Origin of the sequence: Paenibacillus taichungensis (assembly GCF_003287275.1) — a bacterium.
GTDB classification, from domain to species: Bacteria; Bacillota; Bacilli; order Paenibacillales; family Paenibacillaceae; genus Paenibacillus; species Paenibacillus taichungensis_A.
In genome coordinates this window covers 521375-544654 of record NZ_QEVW01000005.1, presented here as the reverse complement: position 1 = coordinate 544654, position 23280 = coordinate 521375, and the positions used below count along the sequence as shown (strand labels likewise).

Annotated in this window: 22 protein-coding genes; all 22 read left to right on the top strand. The window is 46.0% G+C overall.

The window, feature by feature from the left end:
• Nucleotides 1-18: 18 nt before the first annotated feature.
• The 22 genes from DC345_RS07665 (at nucleotide 19) to miaB (ending at nucleotide 23270) form a co-directional block, all read left to right on the top strand.
• Nucleotides 19-780, top strand: a complete 762-nt coding sequence (locus DC345_RS07665; RefSeq protein ID WP_113052862.1) for a ClpP family protease — start codon at nucleotides 19-21, stop codon at nucleotides 778-780.
• Nucleotides 777-1007, top strand: coding sequence for a YlzJ-like family protein (locus DC345_RS07660; RefSeq protein WP_063566367.1), 231 nt, complete (start codon nucleotides 777-779; stop codon nucleotides 1005-1007). The genes DC345_RS07665 and DC345_RS07660 overlap by 4 nt, the downstream gene beginning before the upstream one ends.
• 90 nt (nucleotides 1008-1097) lie before the next feature.
• On the top strand, nucleotides 1098-3839 hold the full coding sequence (locus DC345_RS07655) for an FtsK/SpoIIIE family DNA translocase (RefSeq protein WP_113052599.1): 2742 nt from the start codon (nucleotides 1098-1100) through the stop codon (nucleotides 3837-3839).
• A 187-nt stretch (nucleotides 3840-4026) separates the two neighbouring features.
• The gene (sleB, locus tag DC345_RS07650; protein WP_113052598.1) at nucleotides 4027-4857 is read left to right on the top strand and encodes a spore cortex-lytic enzyme; all 831 of its coding nucleotides are present in this window, start codon (nucleotides 4027-4029) and stop codon (nucleotides 4855-4857) included.
• 126 nt (nucleotides 4858-4983) lie between these two features.
• Entirely contained in the window at nucleotides 4984-6264 is a 1281-nt protein-coding gene (yfmF, locus tag DC345_RS07645; protein WP_063566364.1) for an EF-P 5-aminopentanol modification-associated protein YfmF, read from the top strand.
• Between the two features lie 3 nt (nucleotides 6265-6267).
• The gene (gene yfmH / locus DC345_RS07640; RefSeq protein ID WP_113052597.1) at nucleotides 6268-7548 is read left to right on the top strand and encodes an EF-P 5-aminopentanol modification-associated protein YfmH; all 1281 of its coding nucleotides are present in this window, start codon (nucleotides 6268-6270) and stop codon (nucleotides 7546-7548) included.
• Nucleotide 7549: 1 nt separating this feature from the next.
• Nucleotides 7550-8320: an elongation factor P 5-aminopentanone reductase gene (gene ymfI / locus DC345_RS07635; RefSeq protein WP_113052596.1), complete on the top strand. Its 771-nt coding sequence runs from the start codon at nucleotides 7550-7552 to the stop codon at nucleotides 8318-8320.
• A 174-nt stretch (nucleotides 8321-8494) separates the two neighbouring features.
• Nucleotides 8495-8758 (top strand): DUF3243 domain-containing protein, encoded by a 264-nt coding sequence (locus DC345_RS07630; protein WP_062833846.1) that lies wholly within the window; start codon nucleotides 8495-8497, stop codon nucleotides 8756-8758.
• A gap of 197 nt (nucleotides 8759-8955) precedes the next feature.
• On the top strand, nucleotides 8956-9723 hold the full coding sequence (locus tag DC345_RS07625; protein ID WP_024630282.1) for a DUF3388 domain-containing protein: 768 nt from the start codon (nucleotides 8956-8958) through the stop codon (nucleotides 9721-9723).
• A 66-nt stretch (nucleotides 9724-9789) separates the two neighbouring features.
• On the top strand, nucleotides 9790-10827 hold the full coding sequence (locus DC345_RS07620; RefSeq protein ID WP_113052595.1) for a helix-turn-helix domain-containing protein: 1038 nt from the start codon (nucleotides 9790-9792) through the stop codon (nucleotides 10825-10827).
• 38 nt (nucleotides 10828-10865) lie between these two features.
• Nucleotides 10866-11066: a hypothetical protein gene (locus DC345_RS31465; RefSeq protein WP_143764708.1), complete on the top strand. Its 201-nt coding sequence runs from the start codon at nucleotides 10866-10868 to the stop codon at nucleotides 11064-11066.
• Nucleotides 11067-11219: 153 nt separating this feature from the next.
• Complete coding sequence (locus DC345_RS07615; RefSeq protein WP_113052594.1) at nucleotides 11220-11711, top strand: YajQ family cyclic di-GMP-binding protein; 492 nt, start codon at nucleotides 11220-11222, stop codon at nucleotides 11709-11711.
• A 322-nt stretch (nucleotides 11712-12033) separates the two neighbouring features.
• Nucleotides 12034-12621, top strand: coding sequence for a CDP-diacylglycerol--glycerol-3-phosphate 3-phosphatidyltransferase (pgsA, locus tag DC345_RS07610; protein ID WP_063566359.1), 588 nt, complete (start codon nucleotides 12034-12036; stop codon nucleotides 12619-12621).
• 106 nt (nucleotides 12622-12727) lie between these two features.
• Nucleotides 12728-13984 (top strand): competence/damage-inducible protein A, encoded by a 1257-nt coding sequence (locus tag DC345_RS07605; protein WP_113052593.1) that lies wholly within the window; start codon nucleotides 12728-12730, stop codon nucleotides 13982-13984.
• Between the two features lie 239 nt (nucleotides 13985-14223).
• Nucleotides 14224-15288 carry a recombinase RecA gene (gene recA, locus DC345_RS07600; RefSeq protein ID WP_113052592.1) on the top strand — a complete coding sequence of 355 codons (1065 nt, stop codon included), beginning with the start codon at nucleotides 14224-14226 and terminating at the stop codon, nucleotides 15286-15288.
• A 329-nt stretch (nucleotides 15289-15617) separates the two neighbouring features.
• A complete protein-coding gene (locus DC345_RS07595; RefSeq protein WP_113052591.1) occupies nucleotides 15618-16355 on the top strand; it encodes a regulatory protein RecX in 738 nt (245 codons plus the stop codon).
• Nucleotides 16356-16665: 310 nt separating this feature from the next.
• Nucleotides 16666-18207, top strand: coding sequence for a ribonuclease Y (gene rny / locus DC345_RS07590; RefSeq protein ID WP_053783853.1), 1542 nt, complete (start codon nucleotides 16666-16668; stop codon nucleotides 18205-18207).
• Nucleotides 18208-18369: 162 nt separating this feature from the next.
• Complete coding sequence (locus DC345_RS07585; protein ID WP_024630289.1) at nucleotides 18370-19164, top strand: TIGR00282 family metallophosphoesterase; 795 nt, start codon at nucleotides 18370-18372, stop codon at nucleotides 19162-19164.
• Between the two features lie 117 nt (nucleotides 19165-19281).
• Nucleotides 19282-19542: a stage V sporulation protein S gene (locus tag DC345_RS07580; RefSeq protein ID WP_019005392.1), complete on the top strand. Its 261-nt coding sequence runs from the start codon at nucleotides 19282-19284 to the stop codon at nucleotides 19540-19542.
• Nucleotides 19543-19634: 92 nt separating this feature from the next.
• Nucleotides 19635-20621 (top strand): dipeptidase, encoded by a 987-nt coding sequence (locus tag DC345_RS07575; RefSeq protein ID WP_113052590.1) that lies wholly within the window; start codon nucleotides 19635-19637, stop codon nucleotides 20619-20621.
• A gap of 212 nt (nucleotides 20622-20833) precedes the next feature.
• Nucleotides 20834-21406: a phosphate propanoyltransferase gene (gene pduL, locus DC345_RS07570; RefSeq protein WP_053783855.1), complete on the top strand. Its 573-nt coding sequence runs from the start codon at nucleotides 20834-20836 to the stop codon at nucleotides 21404-21406.
• Between the two features lie 307 nt (nucleotides 21407-21713).
• The gene (miaB, locus tag DC345_RS07565; RefSeq protein ID WP_099853235.1) at nucleotides 21714-23270 is read left to right on the top strand and encodes a tRNA (N6-isopentenyl adenosine(37)-C2)-methylthiotransferase MiaB; all 1557 of its coding nucleotides are present in this window, start codon (nucleotides 21714-21716) and stop codon (nucleotides 23268-23270) included.
• Nucleotides 23271-23280 lie beyond the last annotated feature (10 nt).

The following is a 23280-nucleotide window of genomic DNA, read 5'->3' as shown; positions in this document are numbered from 1 at the left end:
AATCGAATGAGCGAATACATGAAAAACAAGCAAACACCGAAATCGGAACAACCGGGTACCGAGATACCGGAAGTGCCTGCACAAGAGGAGAAGGCGATGTCACCTGTAATGGAGTCTATTCAGCAATTTGGGCAGACGCAGTCACCTGCAGCTGAATCGAACATTTTCTGTATGACCATTATCGGTCAGGTGGAAGGGCATTTAATTTTACCTCCGCAAAACAAAACAACAAAGTATGAACATCTCATTCCTCAGCTGGTTGCTGCAGAGCAGAATCAGCGAATCGAAGGTATCTTGATCATTTTAAATACGGTAGGAGGCGATGTGGAGGCGGGCCTCGCTATTGCCGAAATGATTGCTTCTCTTAGCAAACCTACGGTTACTGTCGTCATTGGAGGAGGGCACAGCATCGGGGTTCCGATCGCGGTTGCCTCAACCTATTCCCTTATCGCAGGTAGTGCAACAATGACCATTCATCCGATCCGTATGAACGGACTTGTGATAGGCGTGCCTCAGACGTTTGAGTACATGGAGAAGATGCAGGAACGTGTCGTAAGATTTGTTACGTCACACTCCAATATCTCTGAAGAAATGTTCAAGGAACTGATGTTTAAGACAGGTGAACTCAACCGCGATATCGGAACAGCTGTGGGTAGCGCTGATGCGGTTAAATATGGATTGATGGATGCCGTAGGCGGGATCGGCCAAGCCATCGCTCAGTTGAATCAGCTCATAGGAGACAAAAGACAGACGCTGCAGGCTGGAGGCTATACCCAATGACACTTTACACAGTGATGCCACCTGAATTGCTGTGGTCGGGGATGTGGAATGAAGGAGAAGATACCCGTGAGATCAAGATGAACGGATTATTGATGCAGGTCAGACCTGTTAATGAAAATGAGGCTGTCATTGTACGTTTACTTGAATGCCCCTTGGAAGCTTATCTGAATCCCGCTAATATGCCCGGATCTATCGTTCCGCTTTCGGGTAACCCGGGACCAACATAACGCGACCAAATAAGACAAATTGAGCAGAAAAAGAACATATGTACGGATTATATTTGTATGGTATAATATTCTTCTGGGGGTGACCTGATTTTGGCCAGAAGAAAAAAGAGGAAAAAAAAGGCCGCAGCTTTTAGCGGCGTTTTAAAATATGAAATTTACGGCATTGTGCTTATAACCCTTGCTGTCATTGCTTTGTCGGGTGAAGCAACCGTGGGGCGCTCGCTTTCCAAGATGTTTGGATTGATGCTTGGCAAGTTCTATTTTGCGATTCCGCTTATAGGGATCTATTATGGCTTAATGGTGATGATTCATCGGAAATGGCCGAGCGGCTGGACAACGCGCAAGACAGGGCTTGTATTGCTGGTGTTTGCTTTAACCCTGATGAGTACCGTCTCTGCCATGCACCAGAAGCTTATACCAGTTGGAGCCCTTGAGCCAGGTGCTGTACTTACACAGATACATAATGATATGCAAACCGAGTTGCTCACACCTGCTGCGCCAGGCGAACGGGATTCGATGCTCAATAAGGACATTAGCGGCGGTTATATAGGAGCGGCTCAGTTTGCCTTGTTCTTGTGGTTGTTTGGCAGCTTGGGAGCCCGATTGATTATGATCGTGATGTTCGTTATCAGTTTCATGCTGGTTACCAATCTTTCTTATGTCGATCTGATTCGCATTTTCAGAACGAAGATATGGGATGCAGGTAGTGCGATGTACAAAAAGCTGGAGGCTAGACCAGCAGCACGTGCTACTTCAAGCTCTGCGGGCAAGAAAAACGGGAATGTTCGCAAAGTGGTACCTGTTCCAGTAGACGACGAAGATGATGATGACGATTACGATGATCTGCAGAATCAGCAGCTACCGAAACGAAAAGCACCGATTTTTTTCCAACTCTTTGGAAAATGGGGTTCTGATCGGGAACGGACGAAGACTGAGCGTGGAGTGGACGAGGATGATTCTTTAGATTCGGAACAGGTCGTCTACCGAGCCGAGCAGGAAACGCCTGCAGATTCATGGCATGATGAGCCAATCATCGCATCCGACATAATGGCTCCCGCAGCAGTTCCTGCGCAATCAAGACCTAATTCGGCTCCAATCATTCGTGACTTCTTTGAACATGTCAGATCAGAGGATGCGAGTAAAGAGGATGATCTGGATGATGCGTATCCTTTCCCGGATGATCTAACGGATAACATGCAGGGAGAAGAGCTTCCAATCAAGATCTCAGATGAACTTGTGGATAACAATGAGTGGCCTGAAGCGGCGGATGCCGGAACAGCTACGTTGGATTCTGTTGAGGGTAGTTCCGACGTTGGGTCAACGTTGAGCAATGCGGTTCAAGGTTCGGTTGTTTCAGATACGGAGGGGCAGGAAGTGCAGCCTGTTAAGCCGCCTCCACCACCTCCGAAACCTTATAAACTTCCGTCTTTCAGACTTCTTTCCAAGCCGAACAATGGAGGCAAGGGTGGCGACCAGAAGGATTATATGCAGACTGCACGCAAGCTGGAAGCAACGCTGGAAAGCTTCGGTGTTCGTGCCAAAGTACTTGAAGTAGTCAGAGGACCTGCTGTTACACGGTATGAGATCCAACCGGATATTGGTGTGAAGGTCAGCAGAATTGTAAGTCTGACAGACGATATTGCATTAGCCTTGGCGGCAAAGGATATCCGAATGGAAGCACCAATTCCCGGCAAATCCGCTATCGGTATTGAGGTACCTAATGGAGAGGTTTCCGTTGTAACGATGAGGGAGGTCATGGAGACAGCTACATTCCAGGAAGCGGAATCCAAAGTGACCATTGCATTTGGACGAGATATCTCTGGACAGACGATCATCGGTAATTTGGCTCGTATGCCCCATTTGCTGGTGGCTGGTGCGACGGGTTCAGGTAAATCAGTATGTATCAATGGTATTATTACGAGCATCCTGTACAAAGCGAAGCCGGATGAAGTGAAGTTTTTGATGGTCGATCCCAAAATGGTCGAGCTGAACGTATATAATGGTATTCCGCATCTGATGGCACCGGTCGTAACGGATCCTAAAAGGGCATCACTTGCTCTCAAAAAGATCGTTGTTGAGATGGAGAAAAGGTATGAGTTATTCTCCAAATCCGGTACACGTAACGTTGAAGGTTATAACAATCTGATGAAAGACAACCCAGCGGCGGTTTTGCCTTATATCGTTGTTATCGTGGACGAGCTGGCTGACCTCATGATGGTTGCCGCAGGTGACGTGGAAGACGCGATTGCTCGATTGGCTCAGATGGCGCGTGCAGCGGGTATCCATCTGATCATTGCCACACAGCGTCCATCTGTGGATGTTATCACTGGTGTAATTAAAGCCAACATTCCGTCCCGGATTGCCTTTGGTGTGTCCTCTCAAGTGGATTCTCGAACCATTCTGGATATGGGTGGGGCCGAGAAGTTGCTGGGCCGAGGAGATATGCTGTTCATGCCTATGGGAGCTTCGAAGCCGGTTCGTGTACAAGGTGCTTTCATGAGTGATGAGGAAGTTGAAAATATCGTGAATTACGTGCGTGGTCAAGGTGAAGCGCAGTATGACGAATCCATTGTTCCTGAGGTGGATGATTCCGTTCAGGCAGCAGATGAAGTGCAGGATGAGTTATATGAACAAGCAGTGCAGATTATTTTGGAGGCGAAGCAAGCTTCCGTTTCTCTATTGCAACGCCGAATGCGAGTGGGTTATACCCGCGCAGCACGTTTGATTGACTCCATGGAGGCCCGAGGTGTGATTGGTCCTTACGAGGGCAGTAAACCAAGGGAAGTATTAATCTCACTGGAACAGTATCAACAGAACAAAATAAGCTCGTAATACACAGCATGTGTATACGATCCAAGCCCTTAACCTTACTGGTTGAGGGCTTTTTGCATGCCATTTGACTGAAGATTTGCCATGATGTCCAATGATCGGAGGATTTGGTGCATAGGAACGAAGTATGCTTGTCATAATAACCTTAGCGATTCTGTTAATCCCACAAGAGAAAGGTAGAGCACAGTCGATGCGAAAAATGAACATATGGCTTTTCACTGCTATTTTGCTGATGTCCGCATTGGGAATTCGTTATTTGCTTCCTGGGAATACAGCAACCGATAGTCCAAACCCAAGTATCCCGCAGGTCGAAGAGAAGTCCCTACCCACCTTTAGCACCAATGCTGTGAAATATGGAAGTTACGGTCAGGATGTATACGAGCTTCAAGGCCGACTGAAGTATTTGGGATTTTACAATGGTAAAATTGACAGTAATTTCGGCAGCACCACATTGAAATCGGTAAAGTGGTTTCAATCGGAATTCGGCATGAAGGCGGATGGTGTGGTTGGAGCCAAAACCAAGCTGAAACTTTACAATGCTTCAAAACAATGGTCGCCAACAGAAACACCATTGCACAAGGATCAAACTTCAGGAGGTAGTGGCAACAATAACAATACTGCTGATAAAGAGCAGGACAATATGGGCTCTGCCAATTCCATGGGATTGTCAGAGAACGAAATCAAAATTATGGCTAACGCGGTGTATGGTGAATCTCGCGGAGAGCCATTTGAGGGTCAAGTGGCAGTAGCGGCAGTTATCCTGAATCGCGTGAAATCGCCGAGTTTCCCGAACACACCGTCAGGAGTGATTTTCCAGCCGGGTGCATTTACTGCCGTTGCAGACGGCCAGATTTATCTGGAACCGAATGCACAAGCTAAAAAAGCAGTTGAACAGGCGATGAATGGTTGGGACCCATCCGGTGGATGCCTCTATTATTTTAATCCGAAGACAGCTACATCCAAATGGATCTGGACACGTCCTCAGGTAAAAACAATCGGGCAGCATATATTCTGTATGTGAGGATTTTGGAAGCAACCAGAAGGCGTGACTTCGGTTGCTTCTTGCCTTTTGAATGGGTTAAAATGGTTGTTACGTTTAAGCTTCACTTATTGCACGATAAATGACGCCGTAAAGGGGTTTTGACATTTGAATACATCAGGATTTGAACGAGGAAACCGGAAAGAATTCCGTATACATGTTCTTCCTACGAAACGTTTTAAGACATTTGCGATCTCGCTATACGCAGGGGTTCCCTTGCAGGAAGATACGGTTACCAAAGTAGCCTTAACACCTTTCGTACTTCGGCGCGGCACCGAATCCTATCCGGAAACAACGCAATTTCGTGAACAATTGGAACATTTGTATGGAGCGGGTTTTGGCTTTGATGTCTATAAACGTGGCGATTACCAGATCGTACAGTTCCGTATGGACACTATTAATGATTCTTTTGTTGGCGGAGACGAGCAGCTGTTGGATCGTTCATTTGCTTTTCTGGGTGAAGTGCTCACACGCCCTGCACAGGAGGATGGACATTTCCGAACTTCTTATGTACAAGCTGAGCGGGAGACTGTTCGCAAAATGCTGGAGTCCATCGTGAATGACAAAATGCGTTATGCTGCGGAACGTAGTATTGAGGAAATGTGTAAAAATGAACCTTATCGTCTGCACCCGCTTGGTGAGCGCAAGGATTTGCCAGGCATTGATCCAGATACATTGACAGCTTCGTATCAGGAATGGTTACAGCAGGCAAGCATGGACTTGTATGTGGTGGGCGACACCACGCTGGAAGAGGTAGAGAATCTGGTTCAGCGTTATTTCAATGTAGAACGAGCGACTTCTTCCGACTATCATACACAGGAAGCTATTCGTGGAGATAAAGAAGTGGAAACCGTTGTAGAACGGCTTAATGTTAATCAGGGTAAGCTCAATATGGGGCTTCGCACGTCTATCACTTATGGTGACCCTCAGTATGCAGCTGCTTTGATGTATAACGGCATTCTCGGAGGATATCCTCATTCCAAGCTGTTTGTTAATGTTCGCGAAAAAGAAAGTCTGGCGTACTATGCCTCTTCGCGTTATGACGGACATAAAGGGATTGCAACGATTCAATCCGGGATTGAAATCCCTAATTACGAAAAAGCCGTCATGATTATCAAGCAGCAGCTGGATGAAATGAAGAACGGGAATATCACTGACCTGGAGATGTCTCAGACCAAGGCGATGATCCGTAATTTGCTCAAGGAAATGCAGGATTCTGCATTTGAGCTGATTGCTTATGATTTCAATCGACAGTTATCCGGCAAAGAGCGGACCGCCGAGGAACTGCTGGCCCAGGTAGAACAAATCAGCAAAGAAAATGTTCGTGAGGCGGCAGAGAAATTCCGTCTGGATACGATTTATTTCTTGCGTGATGAGAAGGGGGAATAGTCGGTGGAAAGCATAACATACGATCGTTTGCAGGAAACGCTGTATTACGAAGTGATGGATAACGGGCTGCATGTTTATATTTTGCCTAAACCGGGTTTCCAGAAAACATATGCCACATTTGCAACCAAATACGGTTCGGTGGACAATCATTTTAAGGTCGAAGGACAAGAGGAAGTGAAGGTCCCGGACGGAATTGCTCACTTTCTGGAACACAAAATGTTTGAAGAACCAACAGGGGATATTTTTGCTACATTTGCTTCTCATGGAGCTTCTGCCAATGCTTTTACCAGTTTCGATCAGACGGTTTATTTGTTTTCGGCAACGGAATATGTCAATGAAAATATACAAACATTAGTTGATTTTGTGCAAAATCCTTACTTCACCGATCAGAATGTGGAAAAGGAAAAAGGGATCATCGCACAGGAAATTAATATGTATGCCGATAATCCGGATTGGCGCGTTTATTTTGGCCTGATCGAGGCAATGTATCAGAAACATCCTGTGCATATTGATATCGCCGGAACCGTTGAATCCATTGGTACCATAACCAAAGAAACGTTGTACACATGTTACAACTCTTTTTATCATCCAAGCAATATGCTTCTGTTTGTCGTGGGTGGAGTAGACCCGCAGGAAGTGATCGATATGGTTCGTTCGAACCAGGCGAAGAAAAATTACAAACCTCAAGGTAAAATCGAGCGGATTTTTGAACCGGAACCTAAGCAAGTGGGTGAAGCCAGACGTGAATCCAAATTGGCCGTTTCCCTGCCTAAATGTTTGTTTGGTTTTAAGGAAACCGAAGTGGGACTTACTGGAGAAGAGCTGCTCCGCCGGGATATGACAACAAAACTAATGATGGATCTGTTATTTGGTTCCAGTACCCCGCTATTTCAAAAATTATATGATGAAGACCTGATTTCGGACAGCTTTGGGCATGAATATAACAGTTCGCCGCAATATGCTTTTTCTGCTATTGGCGGGGATACCAAAGACCCGGATCAACTGCTTGCGCGTATCCGTGAAGAAGTGGATGCTATAGTGGAAAAGGGATTTGATGCAACCGACTTTGAGCGCGCACGCAAAAAGAAAATAGGTGGATATTTGCGTATGCTCAATTCACCAGAAAACATTGCAAATGAATTCACGCGTCAGCAATTCCGTGGTGGTGATTTTTTCAACATGCTCCCGTTGTATGAATCGCTTACACTGGAAGAGGTAAACCGCAGATTGAAAGAGCATATTCGTTGGGATCAACTGGCGATATCGCTTGTCGTGAGTCCTTAATATGGAGAGGGGAACAGGACAATTGAAGCCAATTGGAGAAATGACGGTACTTGTAACAGGCGCGAGCGGAGGCATTGGAGCAGCTATCGCAGAGCGTTTTGCCAAGGTGGGCATGAATGTAGTGATTCACTATATGAAATCGCATGAAGCAGCTAATGAAGCGGCGAGAAGATGCATGGAACAAGGCAGTGGTAAAGTCATGACGGTGTCTGCTGATCTACGCAGTCGGGAGCAAATTGAACGTATGCGTGAGAAGCTGGAATCCCATTGGCTGATGCCGGATATTCTGGTGAATAATGCAGGGATATCTCATTATGGAATGCTGTCCGATGTTACGGAAGAAATCTGGGATGAAGTGATGGCGATCAATCTGAAAGGTACGTTCTTGTGTACACAGGAAATGATGCCTCACATGATCTCCCAAAGATATGGTCGAATTATTAACGTGTCGTCTATTTGGGGACTGTCGGGTGCCTCTTGTGAGGTGTTGTATTCTACAACCAAAGGCGGTGTAAATGCATTCACCAAAGCTCTTGCCAAAGAGTTGGCTCCATCCGGCGTAACGGTGAATGCTGTAGCGCCTGGTGCAGTTCAAACATCCATGTTGAACCATCTGGACCAGGATGAACTAAAAATGCTGGAAGAGGAAATTCCGGCAGGAAGACTTGCCCAGCCAGATGAAATCTCATCGCTGGTCTACTTCCTTGCACTTCCCGAGTCTGGATACATTAATGGGCAGATTATAAGTCCAAATGGTGGCTGGCTCACGTAATATATAGGGCGTGCATTCAATTTTGTTTTAAATTCGGGGTAGTTTCTTGATGGGAATTAATGGTTCATTGATGATCTTCGATTAATTCAAAAATGCTCGTATATAAAATGTCCGGGAAGCACATATTACAACTGTTGATTTTAAATCTCATGCGTCAGCTAAGGAGGATTTATCATGTCAACAGAAAAAACAGTGCTCTCAAGTTTTGACACATGGAAGAAGTTTTTGGGTGACCGCGTGCTGCAAGCAGAGAAGATGGGGATGAGTGAAGATACCATCAACAAACTTGCATACGAAATCGGTGACTTCCTGGATGAGAAAGTCGATCCGGCGAACCATTCCAACCGGGCATTGAAAGAATTATGGGATGTCGGCGATGCAGATGAGCGTCGTACGATCGCGTGCCTGATGGTCAAATTGGCCAAACAAAACGCATAAGATTACAGATGGAAAGCTCCCGCAAGGGGGCTTTTCTCTAATGATTACACATTGATTACAGACCTGTTCTTGTAATTCATTTTCATTTTATATATCATTAACGTGACCCATTTTTAGAAGATATCTCAGATTGTCGTCCAATGGACGCGTTCTGTTACTGTCGAATAATGTGGAATAATGCTTTACGGGGTGTTTAAATGGAATCTAAACAATGGTATATGGAGTATAAAATACATAAGAACAGACCCGGTCTGTTAGGGGATATTGCCTCTATGCTGGGGATGCTTGAAGTAAATATATTGACCATCAACGGTGTTGAAGGCAAAACCCGGGGGATGCTGCTGGAATCGGACGATGATGAGAAGATTCGTCTGCTGGGTGAAATGCTTGGCAAAGTAAACAGCATAACGGTGTCTGCTTTGCGTCAACCGAAACTGGTCGATATTCTGGCTGTGCGTCATGGTCGTTATATTGATCGTGATTCGGACGATCGCAAAACATTTCGTTTTACGCGGGACGAACTTGGGTTACTTGTGGACTTTTTGGGTGAAGTATTTAAGAGGGAAGGCAATCAAGTCATTGGTTTGCGTGGAATGCCGCGTGTAGGTAAAACGGAATCCATTATTGCAGGTAGCGTATGTGCGATGAAGCGCTGGACGTTTGTTTCCTCCACACTTCTTCGTCAGACCATAAGAAGCCAGATGTCCGAGGACGAATTGAATCCAAACAATGTGTTTATCATTGACGGAATTGTCAGTACGATTCGTTCAAGCGAACGGCATTATAATTTGTTACAGGACATCATGACGATGCCAAGCACCAAGGTTATTGAACATCCGGATATTTTTGTGCAGGAGTCTGAATATGATTTTAATGATTTTGACATTATTATTGAACTGCGCAACAATCCGAATGAAGAAATTATTTATGATACGTTTACGGCCAGCTACACCGACGAACTGTAACGCTCCGTACGGGATCATGAAATAGATAAGCAACAACCATAGAGATAAACATAAGGAGGAGATGGCATGTCTGAACTGGGTCAGCAGTTAAGAGAGGCCCGGCTGCAAAAAGGGATGAGTCTCGACGATGTACAGGAAATGACTAAAATTCGCAAGAGGTATTTGGAGGCGATAGAGGCAGGAGACTACAAAGTGCTGCCTGGTAGCTTCTATGTGCGTGCATTTATCAAAACCTATGCGGAAACGGTGGGACTAAATCCTGATGAGCTGCTGGAGGGACATAAGAAAGATGTACCTGCAGAAGAAACGGAAGCAACAATGGAGCCAGTGATTCAAAAACGTTCAAGCCGCCCGGTTGAGCGCAGTAACCGCTGGATGTCTGTTGCGCTGATGTGGACTTTTCCGGTATTAATTCTTGTGCTGTTGTATGTGTATGTAGTGATGAACAAGGATGATTCGGATACACAAGGGCTGGATCAAACGAAGATCACAGATAGCCAGCAGCAACCTCAAGATAAACCGGATGAGCCTACAGATAATGGCCAAGCTTCTAATCCTCCAGCTAATGAATCAGGTAGCGGAGAAACGAATGAAGGCGAAGCAGGCGGTAACGGTGGCGGAACAGCAGAAGGGCAGATTGACGGACAAACTGACGGACAGACGGATGGGCAAACGACGGGTGAAAATGAAGAGAACCCAACGGATAATCCGCCAGCTTCTGTAACTGTTGCTGAAGACGGAAAATCAGGCAATATTACGAACTTCAAAGTGAACGGCAGTGCAGGGCAGCCTGTGACGGTTACAATTAAAGCAACGGGGCATAGTTGGCTGGAAGTATACAAGGGCGAGAACTCCAGTGGCGAGAAGTTGGAATACGGTAACACCGCTGAGGGAGACAGTTATACTTTTGAATTGGACAGTGCAGGAATGTACATTAAGTCGGGTTACGCTGCAGCGACCACAATTGAAGTTGCAGGGCAGGTTGTGACAGACGGGAAAGCGACAAACCGCATTCGGTTAAGACTTGGTGAGGATACGTCCTCCACTGGTACTGAAGGCACGACGACAAATGAAACAGGAAGCACCGGCACTAGCGGCGAATAACCAAAGTTTCTGCGGGAGAGACTAACCTTGTCTTTAACTTGCAGTCAACTTTTGGTGAAGTGAGGTGGATGGCTGTGACAGTCAGCTGGATCGTAACAGGTTTGGGGATCATTGTCAGCCTCCTGGGTTATTACTTGACCCCAACTGCCTGGGGTTACGGAATTTTGGGTTTTGGACTTGCACATGTGCTTCTGGGTGTGCTTGACATGTTCAGACAGCCTAATCGCAGCCGTTATTAGAAGGACAACCGCACGAAAAGCATTTTTGGCAACCATCTTAAGTGGTAGCCAAAGATGCTTTTTTATTTTGAAAAACCTCATAAAATTAGACTTTTGCTTGGCGTATCCTCTATAATGTTACAGAACATATGATTAACTGAAAGGGTGACTGGTTTGAGTTCAGAAAATTCATTTGATATCGTGTCCAAAATGGACTTGCAGGAATTGACAAATGCCGTTACACAAACGGAAAAGGAAATTGGCACGCGTTATGACTTCAAGGGCAGCAAGAGCAGTCTGAAACTGGATAAGGATTCGTTAACGATCGTATCTGATGATGAGACCAAACTCAAGGCTGTTATCGATGTACTGCAATCCAAGATGGCTAAGCGGGGTTTACCTTTAAAAAACATTGATTATGCAAAAGTAGAACCAGCTTCTTCAGGTACAGTCCGCCAGCGTTTGAATTTCAAACAGGGGATTGATCAGGATATCGCTAAAAAAATTAATATTCTGATTCGTGACTCCAAGATGAAGGTGAAGAGTCAGATTCAGGGAGATCAGCTCCGGGTAACAGGTAAAAGTAAGAATGATTTGCAGGCAGTTATGCAGTTGTTGAACGGTGCCAATCTACCTTTGGATCTGCAATATACAAACTTTAAGTAATATCTCCTCATTGCAGCTAGGTATGTTTTTTGACACTGCAATTGGCGTATATTATACTAAGTGTGCATTGCTGGCAGATAAGCATCAAAGCCCGGTCATCATCGTTTGCTGACTTTGTGAAAAGCAGTACATCTTCTGAAAGTCACCGGAACGTTTAAAACGGTTTTGCGTTTGAACGGTTGACTTTATTTTTTGCGTTTTTACATAGTGAGAGCACTTTAGTGCTGATTGACAGTGAAACTGTACATTTCATGTTCCGGATGATGAATACGGGATTAAGATGAATGTTTGGAGTAATGGAGGATAAGAGGGAGGGCGTCTTGTGAATTTACCCAACCGGATTACGCTTGCACGAATTTGCTTAATCCCTTTTTTAATGGTGTTCCTGCTCGTAGATTTTCCGTTTTATCCAGAGCCGTTGCAATTGGGAAGCTTATCACTTCCGTATAATCAGTTGATTGCTGCTGTCATTTTTATCATTGCAGCAAGCACGGATGGAATTGATGGCTATCTGGCGCGGAAAAATAATATGGTCACCAACCTAGGGAAATTGCTTGATCCGCTGGCTGACAAGTTGTTGGTTACTGCGGTGCTGATTTCACTTGTGGAAATGGGTAAGTTGGATTCCTGGATTGCTGTGGTCATTATTAGTCGTGAGTTTGCGGTTACCGGCTTGCGTCAGATTGCATTATTGGATGGTTCGGTTGTTGCGGCAAGTGCCTGGGGCAAACTGAAAACCGTCGTGCAAATTGTGGCGATTGTGCTGCTGTTGTTGAATAATTTCCCGTTCTCATTTACGGGTATTCACATGGACGTTATTGCCGTTTGGGCTGCAGCGATCATTACGATTTGGTCAGGTATTGATTACTTTATCAAAAACAAAAATTTGCTTCATTTATCGAAAGCGTAACGTTTAGGTTAAATGGGTAAGCATGAAGAAATCATTTGTACGAAGGGCAATAGGAAATTATCCTATTGCCCTTTGATCACTCACCACATGTACAGGAGGATGCTGAATGAAGGCAGAAATCATTGCAGTTGGCACAGAATTGTTGCTTGGACAAATTGTGAATACCAATGCCCGATATCTATCCCGTGAATTGGCTGCGATCGGGATTGATGTATATTTCCAAACGGTGGTTGGTGATAATCTTAATCGACTTAGTGACGCTATTCGCATCGCTCAGGGTCGTGCAGACGTCATTTTATTTTCCGGGGGCATCGGTCCTACACAGGATGATCTCACCAAGGATGCGATCGCGGCGGTCTTGAACCGCAAGCTGCATATAGATCGAATGGCTATGGACAAAATCGAGAGCTTCTTCCGAGATCGTAATGTGGACATGACTGAAAATAATCGCCGTCAGGCGATCGTTATAGAAGGCGGGACACCGCTGGCGAACGAAACAGGCCTTGCCGCAGGAAATGCGATTTCCGACAATGGCAAGCATTATGTAGTGATGCCTGGACCACCGAAAGAGCTGATTCCTATGTTTGAACAGGAAGTTAAGCCTTGGTTATTCCAGCATGTACTGACAGAAGAAATGCCGATCTACTCGAAAATGCTGAAGTTTGCAGGAATTGGAGAATCGGCATTGGAAGACCGACTCCTGGATTTGATTGATACGCAGACAGATCCAACGATTGCTCCTTATGCCAGTGAGGGAGAAGTTACGGTACGTGTATCTACAAAGGCTCCAAGTGAGAGTGAGGCGAAGCTGAAGCTTGATGCAATGGAAGTTCAGATCCGGGAACGATTGCCAGAGCATCTCTACGCGAACGAGGATGTGCCTATAGAGTATACAATCGTAACAATGATGTCTGATATGGGTCTGACCCTTAGCGCGGCTGAGAGCTGCACAGGAGGGCTCGTCATGCAAAGTCTGACGTCAGTCCCTGGCAGTGCTTCGATGCTTAAGGGCGGAATAGTATGTTACTCCAATGAAATTAAGGAGAAGCTGCTCCATGTGCCACATGCCTACCTGGAAGGTGAAGATGCACCGGGCGCAGTGAGTCCGGAAGTCGCCAAAGTGCTGGCAGAACAGATTCGCATGATTGGGGATGCCGACTTCGGTCTGTCGGTTACAGGTGTAGCGGGGCCTGGTTATTCTGAACGCAAACCCCCAGGACTTGTTTTCATCGCTTTGGCAGAGCGTGGCAAAGAGACAGAAATTCATGAACTGCGCATTAATGGCAATCGGGAGACGGTTCGGATCCGTTCCGCGAAGGCGATTCTTTATCGTTTGTGGCGCAAGCTTGTGGAGATGGACTAGTTCACGGCTCAGATTGCATTTGCCTAAGCAAGCAAGTATAATAAAGGAAGACGGAAGAACCGTAGAATTAGGCTTTAAAGCCTTGTTTACGGTTCTTTTTTCTGTTTAATGGAAAGTTTGCTTGAGGAAGAGGCGCCTCGGCCTTCACAAAAAAAACGAATGTATGTTCGAAAAAAAGCTTGGCAAACGTGTTAAAACAAGGTATCATTATCTTATAAACAGTAAAGGGTGTGAGCTTATTGTCAGACCGTCGTGCCGCGCTTGATATGGCGCTCCGTCAAATAGAGAAGCAATTTGGTAAAGGATCCATCATGAAACTGGGTGAGTCGACTCACATGCAAGTGGAAATCATACCCAGCGGTTCCTTGGCTCTGGATATTGCATTAGGAACAGGCGGCTTGCCTAAAGGCCGTATTGTTGAAATATATGGACCAGAATCTTCCGGTAAAACAACTGTAGCATTGCATGCGATTGCTGAAGTACAACGGGTGGGTGGACAAGCTGCATTTATCGATGCAGAGCATGCTCTTGACCCGCAATACGCAAGCAAACTGGGTGTTAACATTGATGAGTTGCTTCTGTCTCAGCCAGATACGGGTGAGCAAGGGCTTGAAATTGCAGAAGCACTTGTACGTAGTGGCGCTGTGGATATTGTCGTTATTGACTCCGTTGCTGCATTGGTACCAAAAGCGGAAATCGAAGGCGAAATGGGTGATTCCCATGTCGGTTTGCAAGCGCGTCTGATGTCTCAGGCGTTGCGTAAACTGTCTGGTGCAATCAGCAAATCCAAAACCATCGCAATCTTCATCAACCAGCTTCGTGAAAAAGTCGGTGTTATGTTTGGTAACCCGGAGACAACACCTGGTGGTCGTGCCCTGAAATTTTACTCTACAGTGCGTCTGGATGTACGTCGTATTGAGAGTATTAAATCAGGCAATGACATCATCGGTAACCGTACTCGTATCAAAGTTGTAAAAAACAAAGTGGCACCACCGTTTAAACAAGCGGAAGTGGACATTATGTACGGAGAAGGTATTTCGAGAGAAGGCAGTATCATTGATATTGGTACAGAGCTGGACATCGTTAACAAAAGTGGTGCGTGGTACTCTTACGAAGGCGAGCGTTTAGGTCAAGGACGTGAGAACGCGAAGCAGTTCATGAAAGAGCATGCACAGATTGCTCAAGTGATTGAACAAAAAATTCGCGAAGCCAGCAATCTGACTACTGCAGTTCCTGCCCCTACAACTGAAGATCAACAAAAAGAAGCGGCAGAAGAACAAGAATTGTTTGAAATTAACGAGTAATGCTCTGAATCCCCGTAACTTGTCTGATTGAGCTTGGCTCGATCTAGATCTAGTAATGGGGTAAGGTGTGCGCTCGCGCTGTCCAACAGCCTCTGTCCGAATGGGCAGGGGCTGTTGGTACGTTTTCTGTTAGGGAGAGGCCGGACATTGTTTCCGGCCTTTTATATTAGCATCTGGTGTCTTTGTGAAGTTACGCTCTAAACGTATGCAGTTTAGCTGCGTTATCTCCGTCGGAGATCAGCTAATCGAGAAAGTCTTTTGTTTTGTTGAGTGCTTTCAGTTAGACAGCATGTGACACAGGTACCAAATGAGTGGAAGGGGAGACCGAAATGGATCAACATGAAGATGATTTATATGAAGAAACCGAGCTGGAGGGAATCTCCCAATTCCCGGATAATGAAGAACTTATCATTACACGAGTTGAACGAACGAAGAGCAGGGAAGCTCGTTACCGAATTACCTTTGGTTTATATTCAATTACGGTTCTTGAAGATGTAATGATTAAATATCGGATGACCCGGGGAAATACGTTTCTGAAAAAAGACTTGGAAGATATCATCGTAGCTGACGAGCGACAGCGAACATATGTGCAATCTTTGCGATATCTGGAGCATAAACCCCGCACACGCCACGAATTAAGTCAGAAGCTTCGTCAGAAAGAGTTTGCAGCACCGTTGATTGAAGAGGCCCTGGATCGGCTTGAGCGGGAGAATTTGGTCGATGACGAACTGTTTGCGAAGGAATGGACTCGTCAGCGTATGGAGGGCCAGCGGAAGGGAAAACTGTGGATAAGGCAAGAGCTTCGTCAGAAGGGCATTGCCAATGAGCTAATTGCTGAAGCACTGGAAGGTGTAAGTACAGATGCGGAATATGAGACGGCTCTAATTGCCGGACGCAAAAAATGGAATCAGGTTAAAGGAGACATCCAGGAGAAGAAACGTAAAACGCTTCCCTTCTTGATGCGACGAGGTTTTTCCATGGATATGGTGCGTCGGGTCGTGAATTGTTTAATTGAAGAAGACGGGGCTAAAGACTCCGAAGAAGACGAAGCGTTGTTATGGGATTAGCAGACTGGACTCACTATACTGCATTCTCTTGACAATTTCTTTCGTCAAATACTAAAATGGACATGAGTCTGTAAGAAATGGACAACCCTTTTTCCTTCCAAAAAAGCGGTTTCTGTTTTTTTAGATTTATACCATTCATGATTATGGGTTCGCCAGAAACGGTGAATAGTACGTGGCAACATGTACACTTGAAATGAAAATCGGCGGGGGATCGCCGTGAGTATTCGTTATTCCCAAAAATATGTTAGGTTTGAAAACTGCAAATTGACCCAAGGAATGCCTTGGAGGAACCAACGAGGAGGTGAACAGTATGAATCCTGCAATCACGATCGCTCTCGTTGCAGCCGCGCTATTCATTGGGTTCGGAGTAGGATATTTTATTCGCAAATCTCTTGCAGAAGCTAAGATCTCCAGTGCGGAAGAAGCTGCCGTACAAATCGTGGAGAACGCGAAGAAAGAGGCAGAAGCACTGAAGAAAGAAACGGTGCTGGAAGCGAAAGATGAAATTCATCGCATTCGCGCCGAAGCTGAAAAAGACACTCGTGAACGTCGGAACGAAATTCAACGACAAGAAAGACGATTGTTGCAAAAAGAAGAGTCGCTGGATAAAAAATTGGAATCACTCGAACGTAAAGAAGAGCAAGTGGCTAACAAAGAGAAACGAATTGATGAGACACAGCAGCAGATCGAGATGATCTACAAAAACCAGGTGACGGAGCTGGAGCGCATATCCAACCTCACCATGGAAGACGCACGCAGTATCATACTGTCCAACGTAGAACAGGAAGTTCGTCATGAGACGGCTCAAATGATCAAGGACATTGAACAGCAAGCGAAGGAAGAAGCGGACAAAAAGTCCCGCGAGATTATTACACTCGCCATCCAACGCTGTGCGGCTGATCACGTGGCGGAAACAACGGTATCCGTTGTTACTTTGCCAAATGAAGAAATGAAAGGCCGGATTATCGGTCGTGAAGGACGTAACATCCGTGCGCTTGAAACCCTTACAGGGATTGACCTCATTATCGATGATACGCCAGAAGCTGTTATTCTGTCGGGCTTTGACCCGATTCGCCGTGAAATCGCCCGTACTGCCCTCGAAAAACTGGTGGCTGATGGACGTATTCACCCGGCACGGATTGAAGAGATGGTGGAGAAATCCCGCAAAGAAGTGGATGAGCGTATCCGTGAATACGGTGAGCAAGCTACCTTTGAAGTGGGCGTGCATGGTCTGCATCCGGACTTGATTAAAATTCTGGGCCGGTTGAAGTTCCGTACAAGCTACGGTCAAAACGTCTTGAAACATTCGATGGAAGTCGCTTATCTGGCTGGGTTGATGGCTGGCGAACTCGGAGAAGACGTAACCCTAGCAAGACGTGCAGGTCTATTGCATGACATTGGTAAAGCGCTGGATCACGAAGTGGAAGGATCACACGTCGAAATCGGCGTGGAACTAGCGAAGAAATACAAGGAACATCCGGTTGTAATCAACAGTATCGCGTCCCATCACGGGGATTGCGAAGCGACTTCGGTTATTGCCATGTTGGTTGGTGCAGCAGATGCGCTCTCCGCAGCAAGACCAGGCGCACGCCGCGAAACGCTGGAAACGTATATCAAACGACTGGAGAAGCTGGAAGAGATTTCGGAATCGTTCGAAGGTGTCGAGAAATCGTATGCCATTCAGGCCGGACGCGAAGTTCGCGTTATGGTACAGCCTGAGAAAATCGACGATGCTGAAGCCTTCCGCCTCGCGCGTGACATCACGAAGATGATCGAGAACGAACTCGATTATCCGGGTCACATCAAGGTCACCGTTATCCGGGAAACCCGTGCGGTTGAATACGCAAAATAGAGCATTACGGAAAAGTGGCCGCAGTAGTGGGCCACTTTTCCTGTTGATAGCCTGTTAAAAGGCATTTTTTTAATAAAAATAATGAGCAAGAGATAGAGGTCCTGCGAAGTTTCGGATGCTTTGAAGAAGGCTGCGCTTGGTAGGGATTAAGGAGGCAGTAAAATGAAAGTTTTGTTTATTGGTGATATTGTGGGCAATGTGGGGCGTAAGGCACTGAAGGAAAACCTCCCCTACCTCAAAACGAAGTATAAGCCACATGTGGTCATTGTAAATGGGGAAAATGCAGCGGCAGGCCGGGGAATCACCGGGGCAATTGCGAATGAATTTTTTAACTGGGGTGTGCATGGCATCACCCTTGGTAACCATACCTGGGACAATAAGGATATATTTGATTTTATAGATGATGAACCACGTATGATTCGTCCTGCGAACTTTCCTCCAGGAACACCAGGGCGTGGATACACGGTAGTCAAAGGAGAAGGTAAGGAGCTGGCGATTGTCAACCTGCAAGGGCGGACGTTCCTGCCTGCTCTGGATTGCCCATTCCGGGTTGCCGATGAGATTGTGGATGAACTGCGTCAAGACCATAAATGCATTCTGGTCGATATGCATGCTGAAGCAACGTCAGAGAAAATTGCTATGGGCTGGCATTTGGATGGACGTGCGTCGCTGGTCGTAGGTACACATACACATGTGCAGAGCAACGATGATCGAATTTTGCCTGGAGGAACAGCTTATTTAACCGATGCGGGTATGGTAGGGCCGCGTGACGGCATTTTGGGCATGGAGCGTGAGGCGGTGCTTCGCAAATTCTACACTCAGCTTCCGGTACGGTTTGTTGTTGATGATGGCAAATGGCATTTCCACGGTGTATTTGTGGAGATTGATGAAGCCACAGGCGCTGCAACACGTATTGAGAAAATTCGTCTGATGGAGGACGAGTGGCGCATGGAATAGGGGTATTGTCCCATTTTGCAGGGAAACCCGTCTAAAAAGAAGGAATTTTTTTGCCTCCCGCGAATAACATCTAGTAAGTGGAAACAAACATTCAACATTCCCAGGGAGGTACTTACCATGGAAGTATTAAAAGTTTCAGCAAAGTCCAATCCCAATTCCGTAGCCGGCGCTCTTGCAGGTGTTCTTCGTGAACGTGGAAATGCTGAACTGCAGGCAATTGGAGCGGGAGCACTGAACCAAGCCATTAAAGCGGTAGCGATAGCCCGGGGATTTGTAGCACCAAGCGGAGTTGACTTGATTTGTATTCCAGCTTTTACAGACATTGTGATTGACGGCGAGGACCGAACGGCCATTAAGCTGATTGTGGAGCCCAGATAATACATGCGTTTATGCATTGAACCTGTTTACGAAGTAGACAGGTTTTTTTGCGTTTTATTCCATACCATAACCGTGTAGAAGGAGAGATTGTCATGCACAACTGGCGAGTAGCCGATTTTCATTGTGATGCATTGAGTAAAATGCTGATGAACCCTACCCATTCATTTGAAAATGCTTCACAGCTGGATGTGAATCTGGAACGTATGAGAGAAGGCAACATTGGTTTACAAGCCTTTGCAATCTATTTGCCCGAAGTGCTTGGCAGAGGCAAGTTTGAACATGTGATGGGCCAATTGGACATTTACCGCAAGCGAGTGGAGATAACCAAAGAACGATCTGAAGGCACACATACATTATTATGGCGAGAACAGCTTACGCAGATCGGGCAGACGGACAAACCATGGGGACTGCTTACACTTGAGGGTGTCGATGGAATGGAGGGCAATCTCTTTTATCTGGAGTTATGTTATCAAATGGGTGTGCGGATCGTTGGGCTTACCTGGAACTATGCCAATTGGGCAGCTGATGGTGTATTGGAGAAACGTGGGGCTGGACTAACGGAGAAGGGCAGGGAGCTGGTTCAACTGTGTAACCAAATCGGCATGTTGCTGGATGTTTCGCATCTCACTGAGAAAGGCTTCTGGGAACTTGCTGACCTTAGTGAACGTCCTTTTATAGCTTCGCATTCCAACAGTTATGCCATCTGCCCGCATGTGCGTAATTTGAAGGATGATCAGATTCGGGCCATTATTGCTCGAGAAGGACGTATCGGACTGACGTTTGTGCCGTGGTTTGTGAAGCAGGAAGGCGAAGTATGTATTGAAGATCTTTTGCCTCATATTGAGCGGATATGTTCTCTGGGTGGGGAGCATCACCTGATGATGGGGTCTGATTTTGACGGAATTGCTACGTATATTCATGACCTTGAACATACCGGGCATTATCCGAAGCTGATAAATACGTTGCTCAAGCACTACGATGAATCACTTGTACGCGGTTGGATGTGGGGCAATGCGATGAGTTATTTAGAAGAAAATTTGCCGAAGAAAAATTCGAAGATCGAATATGGTAAATCATGACGCCGTAGGTCCACTGAAGTAAACGAATGAAAGCTAAAGTGGTACATGTTCAGACGGATTTACCAAATGCAGGGGGATTATGATTGCAAAATAAGTGTATTTCATGAATTTTCAGCAGTTCGTTTTCATTTCACTTCAAAAAGGGGTATAATACCATAGGATTGTTAAGAGCCTGGCTACAGGCCATAGATAAACAAGGAGTGAAATTCACAATGAGCAAAACAGTACCTGTGGGCGTATCTGCCCGTCATATTCATGTATCTCAAGAGCACGTTGAAATTTTGTTTGGTAAAGGTTATGAATTGACTGAGTTTAAACCTCTGTCCCAACCAGGACAATATGCTGCGAACGAAACCGTAGCGGTTATTGGTTCAAAAGGACAGTTTGATAAAGTGCGTATCCTTGGACCTGTTCGTCCGGAAACGCAACTGGAAATCTCGATGACAGACTCTTTCGCTATTGGTGTTAAGGCACCTGTACGTGAATCCGGAAGCATTGAAGGTACTCCAGGTATCACAATTAAAGGACCTGCTGGCGAAGTTACAATCGATAAAGGTGTTATCGTTGCTGCTCGTCACATCCACTTCCATACTTCTGATGCTGCTAAATGGGGTATTGAGGACAAACAATTGCTGAAAGTTCGTCTGGGCGGAGATCGTGGTCTGGTACTGGAAAATGTACTGGCTCGTGTATCGGATTCCTTTGCACTGGACATGCATATTGATACGGATGAAGCTAATGCAGCGGGCGCTCGTAACGGCGATACTGCTGAAATCATCGACTAATCACATGAAACCATCTTCAACCGTGTTCTGGCGGTTTGAATGAACGTATAAACCTGAGCATAACCGCAGCGTCGCTACATTCGACCTGAGGATAGCTCAGGTTTTTATGTGTTTTCGGGCTCTTCAGCAGACCTGCACAGATTTTGGGATAGGCGAAAGGGCAGCGGCTTTGGATGTGGAACTACAGCCCAATTCATGTTATAATTTGCTGTAATGCTCTTTTGATGTATAAGACGTGCAAATCACGTGAAACAAGATGAAATAACGATTTTTTATTAATAGAGGCTGTAAGGAGTGACCGAAGGAAATGGCTAAAGACTCAAAAAAGGATTACTCCCAATATTTTGATTTCTCCGATGCCAAAGTAATTTCGCAAGATGAATTCAGCAAAAAGATAAGAATCCGGGGCCGGGAGATTAACATCAAGTCGGAACCTAATCATCGTCAGGAGAAACAACGGGGCAAGGAAGACGTCCAGGTGCTTTACGAAACGGCCGTACCCGATGAACTGAAAAACGTGGGGAAAGGCAAACACTATATCGTATATACGTATGGATGCCAGATGAACGAGCATGATTCGGAGACCATCAAAGGGTTGCTTGAATCAATGGGGTATCAGGCTACCGAGGATCGTAAAGAGGCAGATATCATTCTGTTAAATACATGTGCGATTCGGGAAAATGCGGAAGATAAAGTGTTTGGTGAGCTGGGCCATCTGAAAACCCTGAAAACCGAACGTCCTGGCTTATTGCTGGGTGTGTGTGGTTGTATGTCGCAGGAAGAAGGCGTCGTGAACCGAATCATGCAGAAGCATGGCTTTGTGGATATGATTTTTGGTACACACAATGTGCATCGGCTGCCACATCTGATTCAAGAAGCGCTGTTCAGTAAAGAAATGGTTGTTGAGGTATGGTCCAAGGAAGGCGACATTATTGAGAACCTACCGAAAAAACGTGAGGGCATGCGCGGCTGGGTGAACATTATGTATGGTTGCGACAAGTTCTGTACATATTGCATCGTCCCGTTTACGCGGGGGAAAGAGCGCAGCCGACGTCCGGAAGATGTCATTGCCGAAGTTCGCGAACTGGCAAGACAAGGTTTTAAGGAAATCACGCTGCTCGGCCAGAACGTCAATGCTTATGGCAAGGACTTTACGGATCTGAAGTACAGCTTCGGTGACCTGATGGATGATATCCGCAAAATCGATATTCCACGGGTTCGGTTTACAACCAGTCATCCACGTGACTTCGATGATCATCTGATTGAGGTGCTTGCGAAGGGCGGAAACCTGGTGGAACATATCCATCTGCCTGTGCAGTCTGGCAGCACGGAAGTCCTGAAACGTATGAGCCGCAAGTACAGTCGGGAACACTACCTGAAGCTTGCTGACAAAATTAAAACTGCAATTCCAGATGTCGTGTTAACCACTGATATTATCGTTGGTTTCCCGGGGGAGACGGAAGAGCAGTTTGAAGATACGCTGTCACTAGTCAAGGAAGTTGGCTACGACTTTGCTTACACATTCATCTACTCTCCGCGCGAAGGTACACCTGCTGCGGTGATGGAGGATAACGTGCCGATGGACGTGAAGAAGGAACGTTTGAAACGCTTGAACGAGACGATCAACGCATACAGCCATAGCAGCAATGAGAAGCAGCGCGGCAAGGTTGTTGAGGTGTTGGTCGAAGGTGAGAGCAAACGGAATTCCAATGTTCTGGCAGGACGTACACGCAGCAACAAGTTGGTGCATTTTGAAGGACCTAAAGAATTGATCGGTACTTTTGTACATGTGGAAATCACCGATCCAATGACTTTCTATATTCGGGGCAACCTGCTCTCAGAGCCAGTAGCCGCCAATCAGTAATACACAAACC

Bases quoted from the DNA above. Each gene is read 5' to 3' on its own strand.
- DC345_RS07620 (WP_113052595.1), top strand. From the start codon at position 9,790: ATGTCTGAACTGGGTCAGCAGTTAAGAGAGGCCCGGCTGCAAAAAGGG.
- sleB (WP_113052598.1), top strand. From the start codon at position 4,027: ATGCGAAAAATGAACATATGGCTTTTCACTGCTATTTTGCTGATGTCC.
- DC345_RS07605 (WP_113052593.1), top strand. From the start codon at position 12,728: ATGAAGGCAGAAATCATTGCAGTTGGCACAGAATTGTTGCTTGGACAA.
- DC345_RS07660 (WP_063566367.1), top strand. From the start codon at position 777: ATGACACTTTACACAGTGATGCCACCTGAATTGCTGTGGTCGGGGATG.
- DC345_RS07580 (WP_019005392.1), top strand. From the start codon at position 19,282: ATGGAAGTATTAAAAGTTTCAGCAAAGTCCAATCCCAATTCCGTAGCC.
- DC345_RS07585 (WP_024630289.1), top strand. From the start codon at position 18,370: ATGAAAGTTTTGTTTATTGGTGATATTGTGGGCAATGTGGGGCGTAAG.
- DC345_RS07630 (WP_062833846.1), top strand. From the start codon at position 8,495: ATGTCAACAGAAAAAACAGTGCTCTCAAGTTTTGACACATGGAAGAAG.
- DC345_RS07595 (WP_113052591.1), top strand. From the start codon at position 15,618: ATGGATCAACATGAAGATGATTTATATGAAGAAACCGAGCTGGAGGGA.
- DC345_RS07575 (WP_113052590.1), top strand. From the start codon at position 19,635: ATGCACAACTGGCGAGTAGCCGATTTTCATTGTGATGCATTGAGTAAA.
- DC345_RS07665 (WP_113052862.1), top strand. From the start codon at position 19: ATGAAAAACAAGCAAACACCGAAATCGGAACAACCGGGTACCGAGATA.
- ymfI (WP_113052596.1), top strand. From the start codon at position 7,550: ATGGAGAGGGGAACAGGACAATTGAAGCCAATTGGAGAAATGACGGTA.
- DC345_RS07625 (WP_024630282.1), top strand. From the start codon at position 8,956: ATGGAATCTAAACAATGGTATATGGAGTATAAAATACATAAGAACAGA.
- miaB (WP_099853235.1), top strand. From the start codon at position 21,714: ATGGCTAAAGACTCAAAAAAGGATTACTCCCAATATTTTGATTTCTCC.
- pduL (WP_053783855.1), top strand. From the start codon at position 20,834: ATGAGCAAAACAGTACCTGTGGGCGTATCTGCCCGTCATATTCATGTA.
- rny (WP_053783853.1), top strand. From the start codon at position 16,666: ATGAATCCTGCAATCACGATCGCTCTCGTTGCAGCCGCGCTATTCATT.